This window comes from Cytobacillus sp. T106 (assembly GCF_040492155.1).
Classification (GTDB): domain Bacteria; phylum Bacillota; class Bacilli; order Bacillales; family Cytobacillaceae; genus Bacillus_AB; species Bacillus_AB infantis.
In genome coordinates this window covers 1-24,037 of sequence record NZ_JBEUMK010000001.1, presented here as the reverse complement: position 1 = coordinate 24,037, position 24,037 = coordinate 1, and the positions used below count along the sequence as shown (strand labels likewise).

At 47.1% G+C, this 24,037-nt stretch carries 18 protein-coding genes and 16 tRNA genes; 6 read left to right on the top strand and 28 right to left on the bottom strand.

Translation table 11 applies throughout. The annotated features are described in order from the left end of the window. The first annotated feature begins 122 nt into the window (after positions 1–122). The 3 genes from ABU165_RS00170 to ABU165_RS00160 all read left to right on the top strand — a co-directional run bounded on the left by ABU165_RS00170 (position 123) and on the right by ABU165_RS00160 (position 2,787). The gene (locus ABU165_RS00170; RefSeq protein WP_022544313.1) at positions 123–1,484 is read left to right on the top strand and encodes a cytochrome ubiquinol oxidase subunit I; all 1,362 of its coding nucleotides are present in this window, start codon (positions 123–125) and stop codon (positions 1,482–1,484) included. 13 nt (positions 1,485–1,497) lie between these two features. Further along, positions 1,498–2,547, top strand: a complete 1,050-nt coding sequence (locus tag ABU165_RS00165; protein WP_101552960.1) for a cytochrome d ubiquinol oxidase subunit II — start codon at positions 1,498–1,500, stop codon at positions 2,545–2,547. 84 nt (positions 2,548–2,631) lie between these two features. Further along, positions 2,632–2,787: a DUF1540 domain-containing protein gene (locus ABU165_RS00160; RefSeq protein WP_009795307.1), complete on the top strand. Its 156-nt coding sequence runs from the start codon at positions 2,632–2,634 to the stop codon at positions 2,785–2,787. 44 nt (positions 2,788–2,831) lie between these two features. On the opposite strand, the gene ABU165_RS00155 is transcribed toward ABU165_RS00160, so the two are convergent. From ABU165_RS00155 to ABU165_RS00125, 7 genes are all read right to left on the bottom strand, one after another. Continuing rightward, positions 2,832–3,518 (bottom strand): hypothetical protein, encoded by a 687-nt coding sequence (locus ABU165_RS00155; RefSeq protein WP_224952356.1) that lies wholly within the window; start codon positions 3,516–3,518, stop codon positions 2,832–2,834. Positions 3,519–4,154: 636 nt separating this feature from the next. Further along, positions 4,155–5,264, bottom strand: a complete 1,110-nt coding sequence (gene menC, locus ABU165_RS00150) for an o-succinylbenzoate synthase (RefSeq protein ID WP_318059625.1) — start codon at positions 5,262–5,264, stop codon at positions 4,155–4,157. Further along, the gene (locus ABU165_RS00145; RefSeq protein ID WP_306010399.1) at positions 5,261–6,748 is read right to left on the bottom strand and encodes an o-succinylbenzoate--CoA ligase; all 1,488 of its coding nucleotides are present in this window, start codon (positions 6,746–6,748) and stop codon (positions 5,261–5,263) included. Before ABU165_RS00145 ends, menC begins: the two co-directional genes overlap by 4 nt. Positions 6,749–6,841: 93 nt before the next feature. After that, positions 6,842–7,660 carry a 1,4-dihydroxy-2-naphthoyl-CoA synthase gene (menB, locus tag ABU165_RS00140; RefSeq protein ID WP_009795312.1) on the bottom strand — a complete coding sequence of 273 codons (819 nt, stop codon included), beginning with the start codon at positions 7,658–7,660 and terminating at the stop codon, positions 6,842–6,844. Between the two features lie 16 nt (positions 7,661–7,676). After that, positions 7,677–8,486, bottom strand: a complete 810-nt coding sequence (menH, locus tag ABU165_RS00135) for a 2-succinyl-6-hydroxy-2,4-cyclohexadiene-1-carboxylate synthase (protein WP_318059626.1) — start codon at positions 8,484–8,486, stop codon at positions 7,677–7,679. 2 nt (positions 8,487–8,488) lie between these two features. Next, on the bottom strand, positions 8,489–10,237 hold the full coding sequence (gene menD / locus ABU165_RS00130; RefSeq protein WP_009795314.1) for a 2-succinyl-5-enolpyruvyl-6-hydroxy-3-cyclohexene-1-carboxylic-acid synthase: 1,749 nt from the start codon (positions 10,235–10,237) through the stop codon (positions 8,489–8,491). Beyond that, positions 10,234–11,640 carry an isochorismate synthase gene (locus tag ABU165_RS00125; protein ID WP_009795315.1) on the bottom strand — a complete coding sequence of 469 codons (1,407 nt, stop codon included), beginning with the start codon at positions 11,638–11,640 and terminating at the stop codon, positions 10,234–10,236. Before ABU165_RS00125 ends, menD begins: the two co-directional genes overlap by 4 nt. A gap of 355 nt (positions 11,641–11,995) precedes the next feature. Here ABU165_RS00125 and ABU165_RS00120 point away from each other — a divergent pair, with 355 nt between their 5' ends. Next, positions 11,996–12,928: a 1,4-dihydroxy-2-naphthoate polyprenyltransferase gene (locus ABU165_RS00120; protein ID WP_318059627.1), complete on the top strand. Its 933-nt coding sequence runs from the start codon at positions 11,996–11,998 to the stop codon at positions 12,926–12,928. A 185-nt stretch (positions 12,929–13,113) separates the two neighbouring features. Next, positions 13,114–13,872: a TraR/DksA C4-type zinc finger protein gene (locus ABU165_RS00115; protein WP_009795318.1), complete on the top strand. Its 759-nt coding sequence runs from the start codon at positions 13,114–13,116 to the stop codon at positions 13,870–13,872. Positions 13,873–13,938: 66 nt separating this feature from the next. Here ABU165_RS00115 and ABU165_RS00110 read toward each other — a convergent pair whose 3' ends face one another. Genes ABU165_RS00110 through glgB form a run of 5 tightly spaced genes read right to left on the bottom strand, consistent with a single transcriptional unit; the run spans position 13,939 to position 21,869 of the window. After that, positions 13,939–16,344 carry a glycogen/starch/alpha-glucan phosphorylase gene (locus ABU165_RS00110; RefSeq protein ID WP_009795320.1) on the bottom strand — a complete coding sequence of 802 codons (2,406 nt, stop codon included), beginning with the start codon at positions 16,342–16,344 and terminating at the stop codon, positions 13,939–13,941. A gap of 4 nt (positions 16,345–16,348) precedes the next feature. Then, the gene (gene glgA, locus ABU165_RS00105) at positions 16,349–17,785 is read right to left on the bottom strand and encodes a glycogen synthase GlgA (RefSeq protein WP_094769598.1); all 1,437 of its coding nucleotides are present in this window, start codon (positions 17,783–17,785) and stop codon (positions 16,349–16,351) included. Further along, positions 17,782–18,810: a GlgC family sugar phosphate nucleotidyltransferase gene (locus tag ABU165_RS00100; RefSeq protein ID WP_253618248.1), complete on the bottom strand. Its 1,029-nt coding sequence runs from the start codon at positions 18,808–18,810 to the stop codon at positions 17,782–17,784. The genes glgA and ABU165_RS00100 overlap by 4 nt, the downstream gene beginning before the upstream one ends. 25 nt (positions 18,811–18,835) lie before the next feature. Next, positions 18,836–19,981: a glucose-1-phosphate adenylyltransferase gene (locus ABU165_RS00095; protein WP_022544316.1), complete on the bottom strand. Its 1,146-nt coding sequence runs from the start codon at positions 19,979–19,981 to the stop codon at positions 18,836–18,838. Continuing rightward, the gene (glgB, locus tag ABU165_RS00090) at positions 19,923–21,869 is read right to left on the bottom strand and encodes a 1,4-alpha-glucan branching protein GlgB (protein WP_101552943.1); all 1,947 of its coding nucleotides are present in this window, start codon (positions 21,867–21,869) and stop codon (positions 19,923–19,925) included. Before glgB ends, ABU165_RS00095 begins: the two co-directional genes overlap by 59 nt. Before the next feature lie 191 nt (positions 21,870–22,060). On the opposite strand from glgB, the gene ABU165_RS00085 reads away from it, so the two are divergent. Then, positions 22,061–22,258 carry a hypothetical protein gene (locus tag ABU165_RS00085; RefSeq protein ID WP_318059628.1) on the top strand — a complete coding sequence of 66 codons (198 nt, stop codon included), beginning with the start codon at positions 22,061–22,063 and terminating at the stop codon, positions 22,256–22,258. 74 nt (positions 22,259–22,332) lie between these two features. On the opposite strand, the gene ABU165_RS00080 is transcribed toward ABU165_RS00085, so the two are convergent. The 16 genes from ABU165_RS00080 to ABU165_RS00005 all read right to left on the bottom strand — a co-directional run bounded on the left by ABU165_RS00080 (position 22,333) and on the right by ABU165_RS00005 (position 24,033). Next, positions 22,333–22,404, bottom strand: a tRNA-Glu gene (locus ABU165_RS00080). 3 nt (positions 22,405–22,407) lie between these two features. Then, a tRNA-Ser gene (locus ABU165_RS00075) sits at positions 22,408–22,498 on the bottom strand. Between the two features lie 6 nt (positions 22,499–22,504). Next, a tRNA-Asn gene (locus ABU165_RS00070) sits at positions 22,505–22,579 on the bottom strand. A gap of 1 nt (position 22,580) precedes the next feature. After that, positions 22,581–22,657: transfer RNA gene (locus ABU165_RS00065), tRNA-Ile, on the bottom strand. Positions 22,658–22,661: 4 nt separating this feature from the next. Then, a tRNA-Gly gene (locus tag ABU165_RS00060) sits at positions 22,662–22,735 on the bottom strand. Between the two features lie 7 nt (positions 22,736–22,742). Beyond that, a tRNA-His gene (locus ABU165_RS00055) sits at positions 22,743–22,818 on the bottom strand. Between the two features lie 32 nt (positions 22,819–22,850). Beyond that, positions 22,851–22,926: transfer RNA gene (locus tag ABU165_RS00050), tRNA-Phe, on the bottom strand. 164 nt (positions 22,927–23,090) lie between these two features. Beyond that, positions 23,091–23,166 (bottom strand) — tRNA-Asp (locus ABU165_RS00045). Positions 23,167–23,170: 4 nt separating this feature from the next. Continuing rightward, a tRNA-Met gene (locus tag ABU165_RS00040) sits at positions 23,171–23,244 on the bottom strand. A gap of 26 nt (positions 23,245–23,270) precedes the next feature. Beyond that, a tRNA-Ser gene (locus tag ABU165_RS00035) sits at positions 23,271–23,363 on the bottom strand. A 14-nt stretch (positions 23,364–23,377) separates the two neighbouring features. Continuing rightward, a tRNA-Ile gene (locus ABU165_RS00030) sits at positions 23,378–23,454 on the bottom strand. Positions 23,455–23,460: 6 nt separating this feature from the next. Beyond that, positions 23,461–23,537, bottom strand: a tRNA-Met gene (locus tag ABU165_RS00025). A 27-nt stretch (positions 23,538–23,564) separates the two neighbouring features. Beyond that, positions 23,565–23,640 (bottom strand) — tRNA-Ala (locus ABU165_RS00020). A gap of 15 nt (positions 23,641–23,655) precedes the next feature. Next, a tRNA-Pro gene (locus tag ABU165_RS00015) sits at positions 23,656–23,732 on the bottom strand. Positions 23,733–23,848: 116 nt separating this feature from the next. Then, positions 23,849–23,925, bottom strand: a tRNA-Arg gene (locus ABU165_RS00010). A 19-nt stretch (positions 23,926–23,944) separates the two neighbouring features. After that, positions 23,945–24,033 (bottom strand) — tRNA-Leu (locus ABU165_RS00005). Positions 24,034–24,037: the final 4 nt, after the last annotated feature.

The window sequence follows — 24,037 nt, the reverse complement described above, 5'->3', positions numbered from 1 at the left end:
GCTTTTTTATATGAGCGAAATTCACCTGTCATTTTCTTTCTGTTTTCAAGGAAATGTTTACATATTCCAGAATGAATCGCAGACACTATGTAAATGGAAGAATTGGCGAAAGGAAGATAAATATGAATGACTTGGTAATTGCGCGCTCTCTGTTTGGGACAACAATGGGTTTCCATATTATTTTCGCGACAATCGGCGTTGGGCTGCCGCTGATGATGCTGACAGCAGAGCTTATTTATCAGAAAACAAAGGACCATGACTATGTCATCATGGCAAAGCGCTGGACAAAAGCCTTTGCTGTCCTCCTCGGAGTCGGCATTCCGACAGGAACCATTGCGGGCGTTCAGCTCTCCCTGCTTTGGCCGGGCTTTATGGAAGTGATTGGGCGGGTCATGGCCCTTCCGTTCCAGATTGAGATTTATGCCTTTTTCATTGAAGCATTGTTTATGTCCATTTATGTCTATGCTGCTGAACGGATCCCTCCGTGGATGAGGATTTCGAGCCTTGTCCTCGTTGCACTCGGTGCATTTGCTTCTGCTGTCCTGATAACAAATGTCCATGCCTTTGAAGGGACACCGCAGGGCTTCAGGATTGAAAACGGAGAAATTGTAGACATTGATCCCTGGGCAGCCTTCTTCAATCCAAGCTTTCTCGTGACAGCAGGCCATGTGGCTGTTTCTGCCTATACAACAGGCGCCTTTGTAGTCGCGTCTGTGGCTGCTTTTAAGATGCTGCGCAATAAGTTCGGGACAAGGGTATATGATTTTCATAAAAAAGCACTCATGCTGAGCCTGATTGTCGGCGGCATTTTCTCATTGCTGACTGCCTTGAACGGCCATGCTTCCGCCCAGTATCTCCATGAGTACCAGCCGGAAAAACTCGCTGCCGCGGAGGGGCTTTTTGAGACGCAGTCACATGCCCCGCTTGCAGTCGGAGGCTTTACCGACCGGGAGACACAGGAGGTAAAATGGGGCATTGAAATTCCATGGGCGCTCAGCTTTCTGGCAGGAAACAGCTTTGACACAGTGGTCATCGGCCTGAACGATTTTCCGGAAGAATTGTGGCCGCCGCTTTTTGTCCATACGCTCTTCAATGGGATGGTGGCCATAGGCAGTCTGCTGATCCTCCTTTCCTTTGTAGCGTTTTTCTGGAATAAATTCTTAAAAAAAGACAGGTTCCCAAAAATATTTATGTGGGCGTTTGTGCTGTCCGGCCCTGCCGCTGTCCTCGGGATTGAATTCGGGTGGATTTTCGCCTGCACAGGCAGACAGCCCTGGACAATTTACCGGGTACTGTCAACTGAGGATTCGGTAACGACGGCCGGGAACCTTGGCATCTTATTTGTCCTTTTTGCTGCCGTTTATGTCATTCTCGGACTGACGGTTGTACTGGTGCTTCTGTATTATTTCAAAAGAAATACGGTACTCGACGATATCAACCGGACCAAGGAAAAGGGAGTCCCGCTGTATGGCTCCAATACATAAGGGGTGAGAAAGCATGTCAGATGCTCTATTAGCCATTACAATCCTGTGGGGATTTGTATTCATCTATGCTGTCATGGCAACGATGGATTTCGGCGCCGGCTTTTGGTCGATGGTCTATATGAAAAGGACCAAAACAAAGGCCACTAACATCGCCAACCGCTATCTTTCCCCGACATGGGAAGTGACGAACACTTTCATTGTGGCACTCGTCGTTGCAATATACAGCCTGTTTCCAGGCGCAGCTTACACATTGGGCACCGTGCTGCTTGTACCTGGGAGCATGATCCTTTTATTGCTGGCCATCCGAAGCGCATTTCTTGTGTTCTCGAACATTGCGAGTGACTATAAAAAGCCGCTCACCATCATATCCGGGATTTCGGGGATTCTGATTCCCGGCCTATTGATCAGTGTGCTGCCGATTACACACGGCGATTATATTGACTTTTCAGACGGCGGCCAGTCGCTTAATCTGGCCAAGCTTTTCACAAGCCAAAACGAGTATGCCTTTTTCGGCTTTGCCGTCAGCAGCACTCTGTTTCTTTCTTCTCTTCTTCTGGCCGATTATTCCAAGGCAGCGGATGAAATGGATGCTTACTATGTTTACCGCCGGGATGCCCTGATGATCGGGCCCGTATCGCTCTTAATGGGTGTTGTCATTATGCATACCCTCAGCCTTGAAGCTGCCTGGCTGTATAATAAAATGATCGAGGATATGCCCATTCTGATGCTGTCAGTAGGTTTATTTCTACTGGGAATCCTGGCGCTGCTCCTGCCTTCAGTTACAAAAAAAGGGACGAAAGGAATCCCAAGGCTTGCTGTCATCGCTGTCACACTGCAATATTTGGCAGCCAGTTTTGTTTACGGAAAGGCACATCTCCCATACATGGTCTATCCTGAGGTCACCATTGAATCAGGGTTTACAGACCCCAATTCATTCAGGGCCGTGTTTGCCACCTATATTGCAGGCTTTGCCATTCTTTTCCCGGGTTTTGTCTACTTCTGGAGCCTTTTTATGAAAGACAAACGCTACCTGAGGCAAAAGGGCAGCAAACAGCCGAACTAAAGCTTCCCTTTTTCTGTCACGTATTCCCACCAGCCGGGCAGCAAAAGCTAATGCTGTATCAAATACTTTAAGGAGTGGATACAGATGGCACAGGATGTACTATGTGAAGTAAACAACTGCACCTACTGGAAAAAAGGGAATAACTGCGGCGCCGACCAGATTTATGTTGTCAGCCATCATGGCGAACAGGCCGAGAACAGCCATGAAACGGACTGCAAAACCTTCAAGCCGCATGAATAGGAAATGTAAAACGCCAAGCCGGGAAATTTGTCCTGGCCTGGCTTTTAAATAGTCCATTCTCCTGTAACCAGCGCAGACAATTTCAGCTTGCCTTCTGCATCTTGCTGAAATACCAAGTACAGACTCCTCCAATCCATCCCTCCATATTTATCTGTTCCATTCTGATAAAACTCTACCGTTTTTGAATCAGGAAAGACTTCTTTAATATTATTCTTCGTGTTGCCTCTCTGCTGCACATCATCCAATATGATCTGATCCGGCTCTGTAAATCCTTTATACCGGTCAAAATAAGCCTGCGGCACCGACCGGATGGGCTTGCCGCTTCCATCATGGTATCCCCACAAATATTCTTTTTCAATGCTGCTTAGATTCTCCATCTCTTCATTAGACAAGACGACTGCATCGCTTTCAATAAATTCGTATGGTGAAATCAACAGACCCTTCTCTTTAGAGACGTATTCTGAGATTGCGCCGTAGTTTTCATTTTCCAGCGCCTTCACAATGCTCTTTGCCATTTCTTCTGCCGATTGTTCAATTGGCTCATCATTTTTTTCATGCTCTCCTACCTGATCTTCCTTTCCGCCTTCTGGCTGCTGTCCATTTACATTCCCAGGACTGGCTGTTTCTTCCACGGCACCTGCTTCTTCCTTTGTACCATCCCCTGACCCGCCTTCTGAACATCCGGCTAAAAGGGCAGCAAGAAGAACAGCAGCAGTTAGTTTATGCACCATAGATTAACCTCCTTTCTGTTATCTATATTATTCTCATTCACTATGCCGGGTTATGGTAAACATGAGTTGTTTGAGGATAAAATGGGGAGCAGACTAAAGGAATTGGGGAGTGTATTAATATATAACCCTGCGGTGAATATTCCTTTATATTCAAAGTTCAATTCCTGATTTGCGGGAGTTCAATTTTTTAATATTTGCGTTAAACTGACCCGCCCTATAATCAAAATCTATAAAAGGGCAATCCCCGCCCAGCCAAAAAAGGGCGACTTCCCGGACCTGAATAAGGGAACCGGTGACAGGTTGAAAAATAAGCGGAAGAATTCCCCCTAAATTCAAAAAATCTCTAAAAATAGCTTAAATAGACGGAGAAATTACGGCTATCGGATCAAAAAACAGGAAAGTGGGCAACTTCGCTCACCATAACCGGAAATTCTCCGCTTATTTACACCCACCAGTGCCATATTAAGCATCCTAACCAGAGAATCTCCGCTTATTTTAAGGCTCTATGGTCACTCAAATAAGGATAAGACTTCCTTTTTTATCTTTCCATCCAATCAAAAAATCAACAACAGACCTTAACAGAGCCTTATATTTAAAACAGACACTGCTGTTAAGCAAGTGCCTGTTTTTTGAGGTTTAAACGAATGACACAGCTTCTTTCTTCAATGTCACTTCCGCCAGCCTGCGCCTGTTTATTTCAAAGCCTATTCCCGGCCCCTCAGGAACATTTATAAAACCATCCTCCACAGTGACTCCGGGCGTGATGATATCTTGTTCCCAGTAGCGCTCAGAGCCTGATATGTCCCCTGGTATCTCAAAACCCGGCAGTGAAGCGAGAGAGATATTATGGGCCCTTGAAACGCCGAATTCAATCATGCCGCCGCACCATACCTGAATTCCATTCTGCAGGCAATAATCATGGATCTGCTTAGACTCTGATAATCCGCCGACCCGGCCGGGTTTAATATTGATCACTTTACAGCTGCCAAGCTCAGCTGCCTTCCTCGCATCACTGAAAGAGACAATGCTTTCATCCAGGCAGATCGGGGTGCTGATGCTTTTTTGCAGGACACTATGGTCGATAATATCATCATGGGCAAGCGGCTGTTCAATCATCAGCAGCCTGAATTCATCAAGTGCCTTCAGCCTGTCTTTATCCTTGAGCGTATAAGCGGAATTGGCATCGGCCATCAGGTCGATATCCGGATATTCTTTCCGGATAGCTGATAACAGCTGCAGATCATTTTCCGGACTGATTTTCACCTTGATGCGCCTGTAGCCTTGCTGAAGAAATCCTTCGATCTGCAGGAGACTTTCCTTTACGGTTTTTGCACCCACAGCGACACCAGAGCCAATCAGGCTTCTCGTTCCTCCCAGCAGAGAATGGAGCGGCGTTCCTTCCTGTTTGGCCTGGAGGTCCCATAATGCTGACTCCAGTCCCGCCTTTGCCATCTGGTTTCGCCTCACAGAGCTGAACAGGATGTGAGCATCTTCCGCCTTCAGGCCGGGATTCTCCTTCAGCAAAGGAATGAGAAAATCCTTGATGACATGATAGCATGTCCTGACAGTCTCTTCCGTGTACCAAGGAGAAGAAAAAGCAACCGCTTCTCCAAATCCGCTCAATCCGTCCCTGTCTATCAGCTCGATAATAATGGCTTCCCTGCTGCTGACAGTGCCAAGATGGGTGGAAAAAGGCTTTTTCAGCTGCATGCTGATCACATGCAATACAGCCTTTTTTATATTCATGATTCTTCTCCGCCCTTCCCCAGCATGGTGCGCAGCTCTCTTCGCAAAATTTTTCGCGATGCATTCCTCGGAATTTCTTCAACGAAATAGCAGGCTTTCGGTACTTTATACTTTGCCAGCCTTCCGAGGCAGAATTCCTCGATTTCTTGAGATGACAGTTCTGCACCATTCATGGTCTGGATGAAAGCAGCCGGCACTTCTCCCCAATCCGGGTCCTTCACACCGATGACACCTGCATCAGCAACTGCAGGATGTGAAGTGAGCACTCCCTCGATTTCTGCCGGGTATATATTTTCCCCGCCGGAAATGATCAAGTCGGATCTCCTGTCAAGTACATAAAGAAAACCTTCCTCATCAAGCATGCCGATATCTCCTGTGTAAAACCAGCCGTCCTTCATCGCCTTGGCCGTCTCCGCTTCCCTGTTCAAATATCCAGGTGTGACATTAGGTCCTTTAACGGCAATTTCACCAGCCTGGCCTCTTTCTGCTTCCCTGTCTCCCTCCATGATTCTCAGTTGGGAAGGAAATAACGGCTTCCCGGCCGAACCGAGCTTTGAGAAGCTGTATTCAGGAGCAAGTGTCACGATTTGGGATGAAGTTTCAGTCATGCCATAGCTTTGATAGACTGGCAGACCCTTTGCCGTGCATTTTTCGAGCAGATCGCGCGCAGCGGGTCCGCCGCCAAGAAGCATGCAGCGAAAATGAGATGGCAGCCCGTTATCTCCAATTGAAGCAGCAAACCTTGAAAGCATTGTGCTGACGACAGACATGATCGTCACCTTTTTCTCCCGAATGTCCGTGATGATCTGCTCCTCGCTGAAAGATCCGTGCAGAACGACGGGGATTCCGTAGATCAGGCTTCTCATCAGGATGGAGTAGCCGCTGATATGGAATAAAGGGACGGCGCACAGCCAGCAGTCATCTTCCCTGACGCCAAGATTGAAGGCTGATCCCGAGGCACTCCACCAGTGGTTTCCATATGTCTGAAGAACTCCTTTCGGATGTCCGGTCGTCCCGGAGGTGTACATGATGGTGCACACCTGATCCAGCGAAACTTCCTCCACCGCCATAATGGCAGCTGAAGGCTGTTCAGCGAGCACCTCCTTCATCACCAAGCTGCAGCCATCCAGTGACAGCTCCCGGGCTTTATCTGTAAATGCTGCCTCTGTAATCAGAAGCGTAGCATTGGAATCTGCCAGCTGCCAGCCGATCTCCTCAGCAGTCAGCCGGTTATTCAGGATAACCGCTGTGGCTCCCAATAGCTGAAGGGCAAGCAGGATGAAGACAGAATCAGAATGATTTTTCAGGAGCACCCCGGTATATGAGCCCCTGACTGCCCCTGCACCAGCCAGCTTTCCGGCCACCTGGGAGGCTGCATCGTATAATTGTTTGAAAGTATAGGCATTTCCTTCAAAATAGAGGGCGTGCCTGTCCGGTGTTAAATCGGCTCTTTTCTTTAAAAATTGCGGGAGAAATTCACCCATTGGCTTCACCTTCCTTGCATATCCAGCGTTTTAAAATGCCATAGAAAAACAGCCTGATGGTTTGCCATCAAGCTGTTTTTATTATCCTATTAATCAAGGGAAACGCGGGAATTGCCCAAAGTCCGGCTTGCGCTTTTCTTTGAACGCATCGCGGCCTTCCTTCGCTTCATCTGTTGTATAGTAAAGAAGCGTAGCATCCCCGGCGAACTGCTGAATTCCAGCCAGTCCGTCTGTGTCTGCATTGAACGCTGCTTTCAGGAAGCGGATGGCTGTCGGGCTCTTCTCAAGGATTTCCTCGCACCACTGAATTGTTTCTTCTTCCACTTTTTCAAGCGGCACAACTGTATTGACAAGCCCCATATCAAGAGCTTCCTGTGCGCCGTATTGACGGCATAAGAACCAGATTTCGCGTGCTTTCTTATGGCCGACGATTCTTGCCAGATAGCCTGATCCGTACCCTGCATCAAAGCTTCCGACTTTAGGGCCTGTCTGTCCGAAGACCGCATTATCAGCAGCAATAGTCAGGTCACATACGATATGAAGGACATGGCCTCCACCGATTGCATAGCCTTTTACCATCGCAATGACAGGCTTTGGAATGACACGGATAAGTCGCTGCAAATCCAGGACATTCAAGCGCGGGATTTCATCTTCGCCCACATATCCGCCGTGCCCGCGGACCTTTTGGTCGCCGCCGGAACAGAATGCTTTCTCCCCTGCACCAGTCAGGATGATAACACCTACGCTTGCATCATCGCGCGCATAAGCAAAAGCATCAATCAGCTCCATTACGGTTTTCGGACGGAAGGCATTATGTACTTCTGGCCTGTTAATTGTGATTTTAGCAATTCCGTTGTAAGTTTCGTATAAAATATCTTCATAATTGCGTCCAGCAATCCATTCTACAGTCATAACGGAATCCTCCTTTTTATAATTTCTGCAAAAACTCACTTACTATTGTACCAAACTTTTCTGGTTCTTCCACATGTATTGCATGTCCGGCTCCAAATACAGTCTCCCATTGGCATACTGGAATCAGCTTGGACATCCTTTCAGCCAGGGTGCAGAATTTTATATCCTCAGTGCCTGTGACCAGAAGGGTGTCTGCCTTTATATGCGGGAGCTTGCCCCACCAGGATGGCTGGGCCCCTGTCCCCATCCCCCTCAGGCTGAATTCAAGTCCTTCGGGGCTGTTCTGAAGCCGCTGCTCCCTGATCTGCATTTGGACATCAGCCGGCAGCATTTTCTGCGTTTTGAACAAAGGGATGTTTTCCCAGTAATCAACGAATGCTTCAATTCCGTTCTCTTTTATGTATTCCCCAAGCCGCTCATCCTGATTACGCCTATTCTTTCTTTCTTCAGCAGTCTCTAATCCAGGCGAAGCACTCTCAAGGATCAGCTTTCTGACTTTGCCGGGATATAGGGCGGCAAATGACAAAGCCAGACGCCCGCCCATTGAGTAGCCCAATAGATCGGCCTTTGGTATCTGCAGCGATTTCATCAGCTCATGGATCATCCGGGCAGCTGCAGTGACAGTATAGCTTTCTTCCGAAGCAGGCATAACAGTGTCTCCGTGTCCGGCGATATCTATGGATATGAGCATGTATTCTGATTTCCAGCAGGGAATGAATGGGTCCCAGGTGGAACGGTCGCCTGTGAACCCGTGAAGCAGGATTAGAGGAAAACCGCTGCCTTCTATTTCGACATGGTAGGAGCCTCCGCCGCTTACAAATTTCATTCTTATTCTCCTTTTAGGAACAGGTTTATTTCCCGGGAAACACGATTCCACAATTCTCGATGCTCAGCAAGGTTTTTGTCCCGGTTTGTCATTATTTCGGTTACCTTTAGGCTGTGATCACCATAGCCCTCTTTAATGGCACGCTCAAATTCTTCCCAAGTTTCAGCGCGGTCGTATTTCGCGCCGTAAAGCTTTGCCGCATGCTCAAAATCTAAATCCAAAGGCGTGCCAAAAAGGAGCTCAAAATTCTTTTTCTCGCCTGCCTGGGGCAGGAATGAGAATATACCGCCGCCATTATTATTGATGAGCAGGATATGGACATTGATATTGTGGAGCTTTGAAGCAATCAGGCCATTAAGGTCATGGAAAAATGTCAAATCCCCCAGCACCAGATAAAGCGGCTGAGAATATAAGCCGGCACCCAGTGCAGTGGAAATGATTCCATCGATTCCGTTAGCACCCCTGTTGCCCATCGCGCGAATGCTTTTGTCATTATTATGGAAGAAGGTGTCGAGATCACGGATCGGCATGCTGTTTCCGACAAACAGTGTACTCTCATCAGGCAGTAGTTCTGCAAGCTGGAGGAACAGCTTCCCCTCGCTCATCTCTATAGCCGAGCCGGCCTCTGCAAGCACCAGCTTCGTTTTTTCATTAACCTCTTTCCATAGCGCACTATATTCGCCCCCAGGCTCCCTGCGACCAGCAAAGCTTTGTACCTTCTCACAAAAGAGGGCCTCACTGCAATAGACCATCTCTGAAGAAAGCAGGGACGGGTCACGCCAGCCTGCACCGCCATCGACAACAATTTGCCTGCTATCTTTGTTTTCCTTTAAGAATATGGTGAGTGCCTTTGAGACAGGCATCGATCCGAAGCGGATTACCACATCCGGATTCAGGGCTTCTTTCGCTGCATCTGTCCTCAGGAAGCTGTCATATCCGTCAATAACAAGCGCTTTATCATGCTTGCCGCTTCTCAGCTGTGAGAGCGGATCCGCTAAAATCGGAAAATCCAGCGTCTCTGCCAGCTTGACCACTTCAGCTGCAAAGCGGCTGTCTTCATGGGGTCCGCAAATGATGATGCCTTTTTGGAAGGATGAGAGGTCGTCTGCCATCTCTCTGAAAACAGAATCCGGAAGAGCAAGCTCCCCCTGCTGGATGGAAACAAAACCCTCAGGCCTTTCCCGGCTTTCGAACAGATTTTCATCGAGCTTAGGTATAAGGGGCTCGCGAAAAGGAAAGTTGAGGTGGACAGGACCGGCAGGGGCCTTCACTGACTCTGCATATGCCCTGGCACATACTGTCCTGGCATATCTGATCATTTCATGTGAGCTCTCGGGCGGAGCCATTTCTGCAAACCATTTAACATGCCCGCCGTAAAGGTGGATCTGATCAATTGCCTGAGGTGCTCCTACATCCCTCAATTCATGAGGACGGTCTGCCGTCAGGACGACGAGCGGGACTCTCGAGATCTTTGCCTCAACAACAGCCGGAAAGTAATTCGCCGCGGCTGTCCCTGAAGTACAAAGCAGTGCAGCCGGTCTGCCTGATGCTTTGGCGATTCCGAGGGCAAAGAAGCCGGCCGAACGCTCATCGACGTGAATATGAACATTGAGTTCCGGATGTTCCGCCATAATCATGGCCATCGGCGTAGAACGGGATCCCGGGCTGACAACAACGTCCCGGACACCGGTTTTGGCCAGCTCCGAGACAAATGCAGCAATATAAGTTGTTAATGCTTCTTGATGATTCATTCTGTTAGTCCTCCCAGAGCTGACCGCATAGGACGGAATTTGATCTTGGTTTCCATGAATTCGCTCTCAGCGTTTGAACTCTCCACGATTCCGCATCCGGCAAATAAAGAAGCCTCATTTCCCTGAAGAAGGCCGGAACGAATCGATACAGCAAATTCTCCATTGCCGCTGTAATCAAGCCAGCCCAGCGGCCCCGCATAATAGCCCCGGTCAAGTTCCTCAATCTCTCTGATCATATCCACAGCTTCCTGCTTGGGCAGTCCGCCGAGTGCAGGGGTCGGATGAAGTTTGTCAACCAGCAGGAGCAATGAAGCTTCCTCTTTCGTCATCCCCTCCACTGGTGTGTACAAATGCTGGATATGCTTCATTTTCATTAGCCGGGGCTTTGAAGGAATTATAATCTCCTCGCAGGCTTCATCCATGGCCGTTTTTATCATTTCAACCACATACTGATGTTCTATGAGATTTTTTTCATCCGATAATAATGCCTCCCCAAGTGCCTGGTCATCCGCAGGAGTCTTTCCCCTCGGAATGCTCCCGGCAAGGCAGGTCGAATAAAGGCTTTTTCCTTTCTTTTTAACAAGCCGTTCAGGGGAAGCCCCGATAAAACAGTCCCCTTGGGATTCAAAAGCAAAGATAAAGCTTTCATTCTGTTCATTGTGAAGCTTGCCCAGTACCTGCTCCGCTTTTATTTTCCCGGAAAAAGAAAGCCGGAGTTCCCTTGCAAGCACCACTTTCTTAAGCTTTCCAGCCTTTAGATTTTCGACCGCTGAAGTGACTGAATCCATCCACTCCTGCGGGTGAATTTCCTCTTCAGAGATAAGCCTGCTTTCCTCCTCCTGAACAGATGCCCCAATCCCTTCGAGCAGGAGGCGCCTTTCTTCCCTGATTTTCTCAGCAAGCGACACATCATCATGTTTCGTGCAGACAACATTTGTCGTCAGGAATGTTTGTCCTCCAGTCTGCGTCAGCAAATACCTCGGAACATGAAAAAGAGAATCCGGATATTTGGACCATAATGCGGTCTTTTCCTTTTCCGGATCAAAAGAGAATCCCCCGAACAGGGCAGGGCCTGCAGCGGCGGCAGAGTATTCATTATATATGACTGCATTGCGGATAAAGCGCTTCCACTCTTTTTCTACATGAGAAAAACGGCCGGAAGCCATATCCGACTGAATAAGTTTGCATATTCCCAAACCGGCTAGGATGGTTTCATTCGAAGGATCTTTCCAGTAAAAGCGTTCACCAAAAAACGCCTGTCTTCCTGAAGCAAAAAATGATAATGGGTCAATATGGTCCAGTTTATGGACTTCACTGACAAGGATAGGCTCCGAAAAAGCCCCGGCCCTTTTAATTGCTTCCAGGATTCCTTCCTTAAGTTCCGTATCCTGTATCGTAACCAAGAAAATCCCTCCAATAACAGCTTAACCGCTGTTATTCTTTCGTTTTTCAGCTTATTTTAAGATACACCTCATGATTATATGATGTCAACAACATCGGCCTGAGGATGCATGTATCATCAATATTATAAAAGCCGCTCTTCACGTTTTCCTTCCATATCTTATGTTTGGCAGCACGATGCCTGAAAAAAGGCGGAAAATCAGGTAATTCCCGCCTCGGCAGTATGCAAAAATCCATTGACACCCCATTGATCTTTGCTAAACTTGAGTATGTCAGGACATTTTTGACCTGCAGCTGATTTTAAGCTAAAATATAAAGGTTTGTTATACAAAGAATATATTAAGGGGAGAGTCAAAAATGCAACCACAAACGCATCCCGATCCTTCGCCTGCCATGAAATCGGGCGGATGGAGAGTCTGGTGGCAATTAACCAGGCCGCACACCTTGACGGCAGCTTTTGTGCCCGTCCTGCTGGGCACTGCTTTGGCAATAGATACAACAGATATCAGCTTCAGCCTTTTCTTGGCCATGCTCGTGGCCAGCCTTCTGATCCAGGCGGCTACGAATATGTTCAATGAATATTTTGACTTTAAGCGCGGCCTTGATACAGCTGAATCCATTGGGATTGGCGGCGCCATCGTGCGTGAAGGGATTAAACCTAAGACAGTGATTCAGCTTGCCTTTGCCCTTTACTTCATCGCGCTGCTCCTTGGCGTTTATATCTGCATGAACAGCAGCTGGTGGCTTGCCGCGGTAGGACTTGTCTGTATGGCAGCCGGCTATTTGTATACTGGAGGCCCTTTCCCGATTGCCTATACGCCATTTGGGGAAATTGTAGCAGGCTTCTTCATGGGTATGATGATCATCCTCATATCCTTCTTTATCCAGACAGGCACAGTTACCACGCTTAGTGTGATGATTTCAGTTCCTATTTTCATCCTCGTCGGACTGATTCTGATGGCCAACAATATCAGGGATCTGGATGGAGACAAGGAATTTGGCAGGAAGACCCTGGCAATTCTGCTCGGCAGGGACAAGGCAATATACTTCCTTGGGATCATGTTCACCATTTCTTATATATGGATATTCGTAATGATAGCTGCAGGCTATATCTCTCCGTGGCTGGCCATTGTCGCTCTCAGCACCCCAAAGGCTGTGAAGGCAACAAAGGGCTTCATCGGCAAAACAAAGCCGGCCCAAATGATGCCTGCCATGGTGGCTACCGCTCAGACGAACACCATTTTCGGTTTTCTGCTGTCTGTCGGCCTGTTTCTGGGATATCTGCTGTAAAAAATTGATATTATAGCCTTCTGCACTGTGCAGAGGGCTTTTTTTGCGGTCTTCCCGCCATGTTTCATTGGCTGAATAAAGGGTAATTTCTAAGCAAGGCAAATAGGCCTGCATGCAACTGTCTCTTTAGCCGGAAACGGCCTTTTATTCTAATAAATACTACTAATGGAACAGGATGTGGAACAATGATTACAAAGGATCAGATCAACGATTTGAAGTCTATGCTGGAAGAAGATAAGAAGACCATTGAAGAACAGCTGGACAGTGATACGAACAGCCGCTTTGACAATGAAAGCGCAAGGGATACAGTCGGTGAACTGTCGATGTACGATAACCACCCCGGTGATGCGGGCACTGAGCTTTTTGAAAGAGAGAAAGATCAGGCAATCGAAGAGCATCAGAACGAGGAATTGGATAAAGTGAACAAAGCCCTCCAGGCAATTGAGGATGGGACTTACGGAAAGTGCAGGGAGTGTGGAAAGGACCTTCCTTTTGAAAGACTTGAGGCAGTCCCAACGGCTTTATATTGTGTTGACCATGCTCCTTCTCAGCATCCTGCATCAGACCGGCCTGCAGAGGAAGACGTGCTGAGTCCCAATCATGACAACCATTTTAATTTTGATGATTACAAAGACATTAATGATGAACAGGACAGCTTTGAACAGGCTGCCAGCTATGGCACCTCCGAAACACCGTCCGATTTCAACGGTCAGCATAAGGATTATAACAGTCTGTATGATACGGATCATAATGATGAAGGATTCACAGAAGAATATGAAACCTTCAGTGCGACTGATATAGAAGGGAAAAATCGAAGGGTTGTCCGCTCGGATACAGAAGAGCAATACCAGCAGGAATTGGAAGATGAAAATCTGGATGCGCCGTTCGGCAAGGTCCCTTATAAAAAAGGGGACAGCTATCTGGAGGATAAGGAAAACAAATGACAGCTGAAAAACGGCAAACAAAAGGCCTGTGGGTAACCACCAGGCCTTTTGCTTCGTCTGCAAAATTTATTTAGAATGGCTTGCTGCCGGCTGGATATGCCAAATTTCTTCGGCATATTCACGAATGGTCCGGTCGCTGGAGAAATGACCTGATGCGGCTATATTCATCAGGCTTTTCCGCTGCCAGCCAAGCCTGTCTCCATACGCATTAGCTGCCTGTTTCTGTATGGCTGCATAGGAATCGAAGTCGCGGAGGACAAAATATTGATCGTTATGCATCAGCAGCGAATCCGCGATGCTTTCAAATTCATCCCCGGCATAAGGGAAAAATCCATTGGTCAGCTGATTGATGATGGTGCTGATCCTTTTATCAAGATGATAATAGTCCATTGACCGGTATTCACCATTCTGCTGATAACGGAGAACTTCTTCGGCAGCCAGCCCGAAAATGAAAATATTCTCTTCCCCAACCCTCTCCAGTATCTCTACATTGGCGCCGTCCAGAGTACCGACGGTCAGTGCCCCATTCATCATAAATTTCATATTGCCCGTTCCTGATGCCTCCTTGCTGGCCGTGGAAATCTGTTCACTGATATCTGCAGCAGGGAAAATTTCTTCGGCAAGGGATACCCGGTAATTTTCAAGAAATACGACTTTAATCAGCTTATTCGCAGCCGGGTCATTATTCACTTTTTCAGCAACTGTATTGATGAGTTTGATGATCTTTTTCGCATAATAATAGCCTGGAGACGCCTTAGCACCGAATATGAAAGTCCGGGGCTGAATGTGGGAATCCCCCTCTTTTATCCTATTATACATATGCATAATATGAAGCACATTCAACAGCTGCCTTTTATAGGCATGAAGCCTCTTTACCTGGATATCAAAAATAGATGACGTATCAATGGAAAGGCCTGTCTGCTGCTTGACCCGGCGGGCAAGCCTTTGTTTATTTTCCTCTTTGATCAGCTCAAGCTCCAGGAGCATACTGCTGTCTTCAGCAAATTTGGCCATCTCTCCCAAGCGCTGGGGCTCCTTTATCCAGCCGGGACCGATGGCTTCTGAGATCAGGCCCGCAAGGCGGGGGTTGGAATTCAGCAGCCACCGTCTGTGTGTAATGCCATTGGTTTTATTGTTGAATTTTTCGGGATACAATTCGTAAAACTGTTTCATTTCTCTGTGTTTAAGAATTTCTGTATGAAGAGCCGCCACTCCATTGACACTGTGGCTTCCGGCAAGGGCTAGATGCGCCATTTTCACTTCTCCATCGGAGATGATGGCCATTGACCGGATCCGCTCCCAATCACCGGGGTACTTTTCCTCCAGCTTCAGGCAGAACCGCTTGTTGATTTCTTCCGCAATCATAAAGATTCTCGGAAGAAGAGGCTGAAATAGACGGATCGGCCATTTTTCCAATGCTTCGGAAAGCGTCGTATGATTTGTATAGGAAATGGTTGAAACCGTAATATCCCACGCTTCCTCCCAGGCCATCTTTTCTTCATCTACAAGAATTCTCATCAATTCCGGAATCGCAAGCACCGGATGGGTATCATTTATATGGATGCTGATAAACTGATTAAAATCCTTCATATTTCCATGCTGCTTTTTAAAGGACTCTATAATCGACCGGATACTCGCTGATACAAGAAAATACTGCTGCTTAAGACGGAGGATTTTCCCTTCATCATGTGTGTCATCCGGATACAGGAATTCCGAAATCAGCTCAGTTTCCCTTTTGTATTGCATAATATTTTTATGCTGAGGAAAAGGAGAAGGCTCTGCACTCCAGAGCCTCAATGTATTGACTGTCTCAGTTTGGTACCCTGCAACCGGCATATCATACGGAACTGCAGTAACCGTTTCACCAGGCAGATGCCTGAAAACCAGCCTGCCTTCCTCCTCGCTGCATTCCACTCTTCCCCAAAAAGGGATTTCCACTGCAGAATCAGCCTTTCTTATTTCCCAGACGTTTCCGTGCCTCAGCCACTGTTCCGGCAGCTCGACCTGATATCCGTCGACAATCTTCTGCTCAAAAAGCCCATGCTTATAGCGTATACCGCACCCATGCCCTGGCAGATCGAGCGATGCAAGGGAATCAAGGAAACAGGCCGCAAGCCTGCCAAGCCCCCCGTTCCCCAGGCCCGCATCGGGCTCTGACTCTTCAAGATCGCCCAGTTCAATGCCAAGGTCCTGCAGCCCCTCCTCAACGACTTTATGAATGCCGAGATTAAGCAGATTATTGCGCAGCAGCCGTCCAAGAAGGAATTCAATGGATAAATAATAGACCTGTTTTTGCTTGATCATCCTGCTGCGCTCATTTGTGTTGATCCAGTTCATACTGACATATTCCCTCACCATATGTCCGAGGGTCTGGTACTGATCGCGCTTCGTGCTGTCAGGAAAGCTTTTCCCGCTGGTCATTTCAAGCCTTGTCAAAAAGACCTCCTTGAACTCTTCCTTATCCGAAAACATCCTCTCACTCCCCTGAAACAAGCCCTTCGTAAAGCTTGCTGTACTTGAACGCAGACTGGGCCCAGCTGTAATCCAGGCTCATCGTCCTCTTGACCAGCTCTTTCCACTCTTCTTTCCGGCTATAATAGTAAATGGCCCGGTTAATGGTATAGAGCATATCGTGGGCATTAAAATTAGTAAAGGAGAAGCCGTTTCCTTCTCCTGCCTCCCCATTATATGAATGGACTGTATCGTTTAATCCCCCCGTCTCCCTGACAATCGGTATCGTCCCGTACCTCATGGCGATCAGCTGTCCGAGGCCGCATGGCTCAAACTTTGAAGGCATCAGGAATAAATCTGCGCCTGCGTATATTTTATGGGCCAAATCCTCATTAAAGCGTAGATACGCTCTCACCTTTTCCGGATATTCCTGCTCCATTCCGGCGAAGAATTGTTCAAATTCCTCTTCTCCGGTGCCAAGGACAATGAATTGTACCTCCGCTGACATCAGCTCTTGAAAGACACACTTTACAAGATCAAGGCCTTTTTGGCTCGTCAGTCTTGTAATCATTGCAATAATGGGTACTTCCGGGTGTTCCGGGAGGCCGGCCATCTTTTGAAGGCTGCGTTTATTTTTGCCTTTATTTGTTAATAGATTCACATTATACGGCGCAGCAATCATCGGATCATTTTCCGGATCATAAAAATCAGCATCAATCCCATTAAGTATGCCGGCCAGGTCACCGTCCCGCATCCTAAGCAGCCCATCAAGCTTCTCTCCATAATATTCATTCTGAATTTCAGCTTTATAGGTAGGACTGACGGTTGTTATTTTATCGGCAGATGTAAGGGCCGCCTTCATAAAATTGATGCAGCCATAAAATTCGAGCTGCTCTGCATTAAAACAAAACTCTTCAAGGCCAAATAAGTCACCTAGCGCCTCTTTTGGCATGATGCCCTGGAACTGAAGATTATGAATGGTAAATACGCTTTTTATAGAAGCATATTCCTTTATGTGTCTGTATTGGACACTCAGCAAGAAGGGGACCATGCCTGTATGCCAGTCATGGCAATGAATAATATCAGGATAGAAATCAAGCTCTCTCATGCTTTCCAGGACAGCCCTGCTGAAGTAAGCAAATCTTTCTCCATCATCAAAATATCCGTAAAGCTGGTCCCGTAAAAAATAATACTCGTTATCGATAAAATAAAAAATGACACCGTCATGGACAAGCTCTTCGATTCCGCAGTACTGGTTTCGCCAGCCCACGGAAACGCTGAACTCCCTGACCTTTTTCATTTTCTTCTTATAAGTTTCCGGTATGCTCCCATACTTTGGCAGAATGATTCTTACGTCCGTTCCCAGCTTTTTCAATTCTTTCGGCAAGGAGCCTGCCACATCGGCAAGCCCCCCTGATTTAACGAATGGCACACATTCAGATACAGCGAATAAGACTTTCATGAATTCATCAGCGCCCCTTGTATAGTTCCTTTCCGGATTACGATTGGCTGCACAGGAGAACCTTCCATGAAAGTCCCTGATTCAATTCTGACATCTTTGTCGATGATGACTGAATCCAATATACAGTTTTCTCCGATCTGGCATTTTTGCATAATGATGCAATTTTTCACAACTGATCCTTTTCCAATCCTGACAGCCCTGGAGATGATGCTGTTTTCAACCGTTCCCTCTATAAGGCATCCGTTTGCCACCATGCTGTTCTTCACCCCTGCGCCTTTCAGGTACCTCGCAGGCGGCTCATCCTTTACCTTCGTATAAACTGGCTGATCTTTACGGAACAGCTTGTTGAAGGTTTCGGGCTCAAGCATGCTCATGCTTGCCAGATAGTAGCTTTCAATCGAGTCGATCCTCGCAACATGCCCTGTATATTCGTACGCACAGACCTTATAAACATGGTTCAGGTCGGCTGCTATATCGCTCATACAGGAATAGCCTGTTTCATTTCTGTTTTCGATGAATTCGATCAGCTGGGAAGTTTTCACAAGATACATTTCAAGGGATTTTCCGTTATGCCTGAGTTCCGTAATGTCACATCCGGATTGGATATGCCTCTCAAGGGCCGGCCGAAAGTCCATATTAAGAACAGTGTAGCAATTTGCTATTAAAGAATATTCCTGATTGCTGCGGTAGAAATAATCAAGGTTGGCTGCAAAATGATTGAAGGAACCTACCCCCTGCCTAGGCCCATCAAGGAGCGGAGATGGAAAGAAAAAGAGGCCGTCTCTCTTTCTGTTCAAATCCCAGTTCTTTCCTGATCCAAGATGGTCCATCAGTGACCTGTATTGAAATTTTGGGAAAATGGCCACACTGGCAATCCCTGAATTCACCATGCTGGAGAGAACAAAATCTATCAACCGGTAGCGGCCTGCAAAGGGCACTGCCGCAAGAGAGCGGTGGACTATCAGTTCTTCCAATCCTTCATGGTAGGTTGTTGCATCTATAACGCCCAGCAATCTCTTATTCAACTATATCCCCTCCTGATTTATATTCCTATGAATGGATTTCCTTAATCATTTCCTCTGTCACAAGGATTATTTCACCCTCATTTTCATCATCTCTGATAACCGTTCCGTCCGGTATGTGCATATCAGAAGGAACAATTGCTCTTTCAATAAAGACATTTTTTCCGATGACAGCATTCGGCATAATGACCGACTCTTTTATAATTGAACCCGCTTTGACCTCTACTCCCTGAAAGAGGACCGTTTTATAAATTTCCCCCTCAATAACACAGCCTTCATTGATCATGGATTCATCCACTTCCGCCATCGGTGCGATATATTGCGGCGGATGGTTGGGGTTAACAGAATAGATCCTCCAGGAATAGTCATTCAGATCCAGCTGGCAATCGTCATCCAGCAAGTCCATATTGGCTTCCCAAAGACTTTGCACAGTCCCCACATCCTTCCAGTAACCGCTGAAAGGATAGGCATAGAGACTTTTGCGGTCATTCAGAAGCCTTGGAATAATATCCTTTCCGAAGTCATGTGAAGAGTCCTTATCCAGATCGTCCAGTTCCAGATACTCCTTAAGTACGTCCCATTTAAATATATAAATTCCCATCGAAGCCATATTATTTCTCGGATTCTCCGGCTTCTCATCAAACTCTGCAATGCTCAGATCATCGTTCGTATTCATGATTCCGAAGCGGCTGGCTTCCTCCCAGGGAACTTCTTTGACGGAAATGGTAGCATCAGCGTTCTTTTCAATGTGATAATCAAGCATCAGGTCATAATTCATTTTGTAGATATGATCACCTGACAGGATGAGCACATACTCAGGTTCATGCTGTTTAAGATAGTTTATATTTTGGAATATTGCGCTCGCCGTGCCTGTATACCACTTGACCTCTGAAGATTCGGCATATGGCGGCAAAACGGTTACCCCTCCGTTCATTCTGTCCAAATCCCAGGCGCTTCCTATGCCGATATAAGAATTAAGTACAAGAGGCTGATATTGGGTCAGGACCCCGACTGTATCAATCCCTGAATTTGTGCAATTGCTCAAGGTGAAATCAATGATCCTGTATTTGCCTCCAAATGGTACAGCTGGCTTTGCAAGATTCTCAGTCAGAGAGTTAAGCCTTGATCCTTTTCCCCCTGCCAGCAGCATGGCCACACATTTTGTCTTTGCCATTCCCTTTCCTCTCCTTTCTATGTTTAACAGGACGCAGAATAGTAATACCAAACGGCGGGATAGCCATTTGAATTGAATAAGGCCGGCCGTGGTATTCCAGTTCTTCTGTTTTGACTACTTTTTTGTTGATCCAGCCGGATCCCCCATATTCTTCCTTATCGCTGTTGAATATTTCCCTGTAGCTTCCGGCATGCGGGACTCCGATCCTGAAATTCCGATACGGGTCGGCTGTAAAGTTGCATACTGCAATGAGGTGTTCACCCTCGGCAGCACTGAAGCGGACGAAAGAGAAAATCGATTGTTCCCGGTTATCTGCATCAATCCACTCAAAGCCTTCCTGGACATGGTCCAGTTCAAATAGGGGCCTGGACCTCCTGTAAAGCCGTATCAAATCCTTTGTATACCTGTTTGCTTTCTGGTGCATTTCATAATCCATCAGATTCCAGTCAAGCTCTTCTGAATCTTTCCATTCTGAAAATTGGGCGATTTCAAAGCCCATAAACAGCAGTTTCTTACCTGGATGTGCCATCATATAGCCCAGGAGCAGCCGGAACTGGGCAAACTTTCTCCAATAATCTCCAGGCATTTTATTGAGGAGAGACTTCTTTCCATGTACAACTTCATCATGGGAGAGAGGCAATATAAAGTTTTCCTTGAAAGCGTATAAGAGTGAAAATGTAATATTGCCATGCTTTCCAGACCTCGCCTCTGGACTGGTTTCCATATATGCCAGTACGTCATTCATCCAGCCCATATTCCATTTGTAATGAAAGCCCAGGCCGCCATAATGGGCAGGAGAGGTCACCTGAGGGAGATTGGATGAATCTTCAGCTGCTAAAAAAATGGAGGGATCATATTGCCTGATAGTGCTGTTGAGCTTGCGGAGGAATTCAATTCCATACGGATTCTGATGCTGTTCATGGGAATTGGGCCAATAAATAATATTAGAAACTGCATCCATTCTGAACCCGTCTATATGATAGGTTTCCAGCCAGAATAATGCATTGGAGATTAAAAAGCTCTGCACTTCATTTCGGCCCAGGTCAAAGTTTGAAGTGCCCCATACATAATTCTCCCTATCCTTCTCGTTCTTATATTCAAAGAGATGGGTTCCGTCGAATTTATAGAGTCCATGGGCATCTTTGCAAAAGTGGCCGGGAACCCAGTCCAGGATGACACCGATGTTATGCTGGTGGCATTGATCGACAAAATACATGAAATCCTGCGGCTTCCCATACCGGCTGGTCGGAGAAAAATACCCTGTCCCCTGATAGCCCCAGGAGGCATCGAGCGGATGCTCGACAAGAGGGAGCAATTCTACATGTGTGAAACCATGTTCAAGGACATAAGGCACAATTTCATCCGCCAGCTCCCTGTAATTCAGCAGACTGTTGCCATTATTCCGTTTCCACGTTCCGGCATGCATTTCATAGATGACTGCCGGTTCTGCAAAGGTATTTTTCTTCATCCTTCCTTTCAGCCATGACTGGTCATTCCATTTATAGCCTTCAAGCGGCCATACAACTGAAGCTGTGCCTGGCCTTTTCTCTGAATAGAAGGCATATGGATCAGCTTTGTGCAGCCTGGTGCCTTCTTGTGTCAATATTTCATACTTATAGAGGCAGCCTGCCAAATCCTTCTCAATTACTATGTGCCATACCCCTTCATTATTCATTCTATGTAATTTGAAATCATCCCCATTCCAGCTGTTAAAGTCCCCTACAACCCTGACTTCCTTGGCGTTAGGAGCCCATACAGCGAACCTGGTTAGGGTCTTGCCATCTTCAAATATTACGTGGGCACCAAAAAGACGGTGGCTGTCAAAAAGGGTGCCTTCATGAAATAAATGCATCTGATAGTCGGTGGGTAACATCGTTTTCACAGCCATCCTTCTTTCCAACAGATTTTAGTTCATTGACATTCTTTTTTATATTCGTGTTCAATGTAAAAATACCTTGTAAAAATAATTTAAATTTTTCGATATTTTCTCTTATAATTCGATTATTTTTGTAAAATAGAAATGGTTCTAGCGGGAATTGCCTATAATAAGCATATGTTTTTATGAAGGGTGGAATGAAGATGGCAAATCAGGAAGAAGAATTTCTCCTGCGGGAGAGAGAGGCTGCTGAAGAAAAACTGCCGCTGTTCGGTCCTGCAGATGGAAAAATCCTGGCGACAGGAGATACGTTCCGGGGGCCTTATACAGGAGTTGTTTCGGATATAGATCTAAATAATCCGGGAAACCGGCTGCAAAACAATGAAGAGCTTCCAGATTAAGCATCAAGCAAATGCTTAAAAGAAAATAATGCATACAAAAAAGCTGCCAGCATGATGCTGACAGCTTTTTTGTATGACCCCTACGGGATTCGAACCCGTGTTACCGCCGTGAAAGGGCGGTGTCTTAACCGCTTGACCAAGGGGCCTTATGGCGGAGAAGGAGGGATTTGAACCCTCGCGCCGGTTGCCCGACCTACACCCTTAGCAGGGGCGCCTCTTCAGCCACTTGAGTACTTCCCCATAGATTGGCTCCGCAGGCAGGACTCGAACCTGCGACCGTTCGGTTAACAGCCGAATGCTCTACCACTGAGCTACTGCGGAATGGTGGGCCTAAATGGACTCGAACCATCGACCTCACGCTTATCAGGCGTGCGCTCTAACCAGCTGAGCTATAGGCCCACTTTGGAGCGGGTGATGGGAATCGAACCCACGACATCAGCTTGGAAGGCTGAGGTTTTACCATTAAACTACACCCGCAATTTTATGGGGCGACTGATGGGAATCGAACCCACGAATGTCGGAACCACAATCCGATGCGTTAACCACTTCGCCACAATCGCCACTGTTCAATGCTATTAGATAAAATAATAAATGGTGGCTCAGGACGGAATCGAACCGCCGACACAAGGATTTTCAGTCCTTTGCTCTACCGACTGAGCTACTGAGCCACAATAAAATTCACTTCCTAAACCTTGTATGGTTTAAGTCCTTTGTTCATCAATTCTCACGGACTTCCTCACAGATTGCCGCAGAAGCTTTTCAGATAAGGTATCAAACTGCTCTACCGACTGAGCTACTGAGCTATACTGGATATGGATTGTACAAGTGAAAATGGCGGTCCCGACGGGAATCGAACCCGCGATCTCCTGCGTGACAGGCAGGCATGTTAACCGCTACACCACGGGACCAGTATTGCGGGGGCAGGATTTGAACCTGCGACCTTCGGGTTATGAGCCCGACGAGCTACCGGACTGCTCCACCCCGCGACGATATAAATCATTCAAAAATATAATGGAGGAGGTAGAGGGATTCGAACCCCCGCGCGGTGTTACCCGCCTGTCGGTTTTCAAGACCGATCCCTTCAGCCAGACTTGGGTATACCTCCATATTTCAAGTAAATGGTGGACCTTGTAGGACTCGAACCTACGACCGGACGGTTATGAGCCGTCTGCTCTAACCAGCTGAGCTAAAGGTCCTTAATTTGGTAGCGGCGGAGGGGATCGAACCCCCGACCTCACGGGTATGAACCGTACGCTCTAGCCAGCTGAGCTACACCGCCAAATCAAGTATTTTTTATAAGGTTATATGGTGGAGCCTAGCGGGATCGAACCGCTGACCTCCTGCGTGCAAAGCAGGCGCTCTCCCAGCTGAGCTAAGGCCCCATATTAATTTTAAAATGGTCGGGAAGACAGGATTCGAACCTGCGACCCCTTGGTCCCAAACCAAGTGCTCTACCAAGCTGAGCTACTCCCCGTCATGTAAATGATAAGCGTCGAATCTCTTCAGTGCTTCCTTATTCACATCATCCTGCAATAGCAGTCAGGTGTTCACTCGTTGGCTTATATTCTGGCTTTCATTACATAAATAGTATGGCGCGCCCGAAAGGAGTCGAACCCATAACCTTCTGATCCGTAGTCAGACGCTCTATCCAATTGAGCTACGGGCGCATAGTTAAAATAAAATTAATGGTGCCGAGGACCGGAATCGAACCGGTACGGTAGTCACCTACCGCAGGATTTTAAGTCCTGTGCGTCTGCCAGTTCCGCCACCCCGGCAATC

Coding starts and splice junctions, on each gene's coding strand:
- menH (WP_318059626.1), bottom strand. CDS start 8,486: ATGAAATTTGTAAGCGGCGGAGGCTCCTACCATGTCGAAATAGAAGGC.
- ABU165_RS00170 (WP_022544313.1), top strand. CDS start 123: ATGAATGACTTGGTAATTGCGCGCTCTCTGTTTGGGACAACAATGGGT.
- menC (WP_318059625.1), bottom strand. CDS start 5,264: ATGAATATAAAAAAGGCTGTATTGCATGTGATCAGCATGCAGCTGAAA.
- ABU165_RS00115 (WP_009795318.1), top strand. CDS start 13,114: ATGATTACAAAGGATCAGATCAACGATTTGAAGTCTATGCTGGAAGAA.
- ABU165_RS00155 (WP_224952356.1), bottom strand. CDS start 3,518: ATGGTGCATAAACTAACTGCTGCTGTTCTTCTTGCTGCCCTTTTAGCC.
- ABU165_RS00145 (WP_306010399.1), bottom strand. CDS start 6,748: ATGGGTGAATTTCTCCCGCAATTTTTAAAGAAAAGAGCCGATTTAACA.
- ABU165_RS00095 (WP_022544316.1), bottom strand. CDS start 19,981: ATGGCAAAGACAAAATGTGTGGCCATGCTGCTGGCAGGGGGAAAAGGA.
- ABU165_RS00110 (WP_009795320.1), bottom strand. CDS start 16,344: ATGTTTTCGGATAAGGAAGAGTTCAAGGAGGTCTTTTTGACAAGGCTT.
- ABU165_RS00120 (WP_318059627.1), top strand. CDS start 11,996: ATGCAACCACAAACGCATCCCGATCCTTCGCCTGCCATGAAATCGGGC.
- menD (WP_009795314.1), bottom strand. CDS start 10,237: ATGAATCATCAAGAAGCATTAACAACTTATATTGCTGCATTTGTCTCG.
- glgA (WP_094769598.1), bottom strand. CDS start 17,785: ATGAAAGTCTTATTCGCTGTATCTGAATGTGTGCCATTCGTTAAATCA.
- glgB (WP_101552943.1), bottom strand. CDS start 21,869: ATGGCTGTGAAAACGATGTTACCCACCGACTATCAGATGCATTTATTT.
- menB (WP_009795312.1), bottom strand. CDS start 7,660: ATGACTGTAGAATGGATTGCTGGACGCAATTATGAAGATATTTTATAC.
- ABU165_RS00085 (WP_318059628.1), top strand. CDS start 22,061: ATGGCAAATCAGGAAGAAGAATTTCTCCTGCGGGAGAGAGAGGCTGCT.
- ABU165_RS00165 (WP_101552960.1), top strand. CDS start 1,498: ATGTCAGATGCTCTATTAGCCATTACAATCCTGTGGGGATTTGTATTC.
- ABU165_RS00160 (WP_009795307.1), top strand. CDS start 2,632: ATGGCACAGGATGTACTATGTGAAGTAAACAACTGCACCTACTGGAAA.